The organism is Methylosinus sp. Sm6 (assembly GCF_019802345.1).
GTDB lineage: Bacteria > Pseudomonadota > Alphaproteobacteria > Rhizobiales > Beijerinckiaceae > Methylosinus.
The window spans coordinates 1-702 of the sequence record NZ_JAINDZ010000127.1; the positions used below are offsets into that span (position 1 = coordinate 1).

Annotated in this window: 2 protein-coding genes; both read left to right on the forward strand. The window is 71.5% G+C overall.

Annotated elements, in window-relative coordinates; genetic code table 11:
* Window positions 1-253, forward strand: a 253-nt coding sequence (locus K3F48_RS23870; protein ID WP_222577925.1) for a hypothetical protein, incomplete at its 5' end; no start/stop codon positions are given.
* The gene (locus K3F48_RS23875) at window positions 250-648 is read left to right on the forward strand and encodes a helix-turn-helix domain-containing protein (RefSeq protein WP_222577926.1); all 399 of its coding nucleotides are present in this window, start codon (window positions 250-252) and stop codon (window positions 646-648) included. The genes K3F48_RS23870 and K3F48_RS23875, both read left to right, overlap by 4 nt.
* The last annotated feature ends 54 nt before the right edge of the window (window positions 649-702 follow it).

Here is a 702-nt window from a genome sequence, read left to right on the forward strand (position 1 = left end):
GAGCAGGATCGGCGTCTCGGATCACGCGCTCGTGCGCTTCCTGGAGCGGGCCGGCGGCTTCGATGTCGAGGCGCTGCGCGCCAGCATGGAGGCGTCGCTCGCGCGCGCGGCCGCGGTCGCCGACGCGCTCGAGCAGACGCGCTACACGATCAAATGCGACGGGCTCATCTATGTGGTCGAGCAGGGCGTCGTCGTCACCGTCGTCGGCGACCACGGCCGGAGCGGCTTCACGGTCGAGGAGAGGCGGCGGTGAGCGAATATCACTACCTCCCCGGCCTGCTGCGCGAGATCGCCGACGTCGCCGGCCTGCCGGCGGCGCTCGCCATCGCCGAGGAAAAGGGCGGCGCGCGCGTGCATTTTCCGGCGCGGGCGAGCGAGGCGCATTGGCTGGTGCGGCTCATCGGGCGGGAGGCGGCCGACAAGCTCTGCGAGCATTTCCGCACTGCGCAGGGCGGCGCCCGCGAGCTCGTGCCGCTCGGCCCGCGGAATTTCTACGCACAGGCCCGCCGCAAGGCGGCGCGACTCGCCGAAGAGGGCTGCTCGCGGGAGGAAGTGGCGCGGCGTCTCGGCGTCCATATTCGCACGGTCCAGCGGTATCGCGCGCGCGGGCGCGACGAGGGCGACTCGCGCCAAGGCCGCTTGTTCTGAGCGTCGCGCTCGTCATAATAAGGGAGACGCGGCCATGAGGGAGACAGCTGTCTC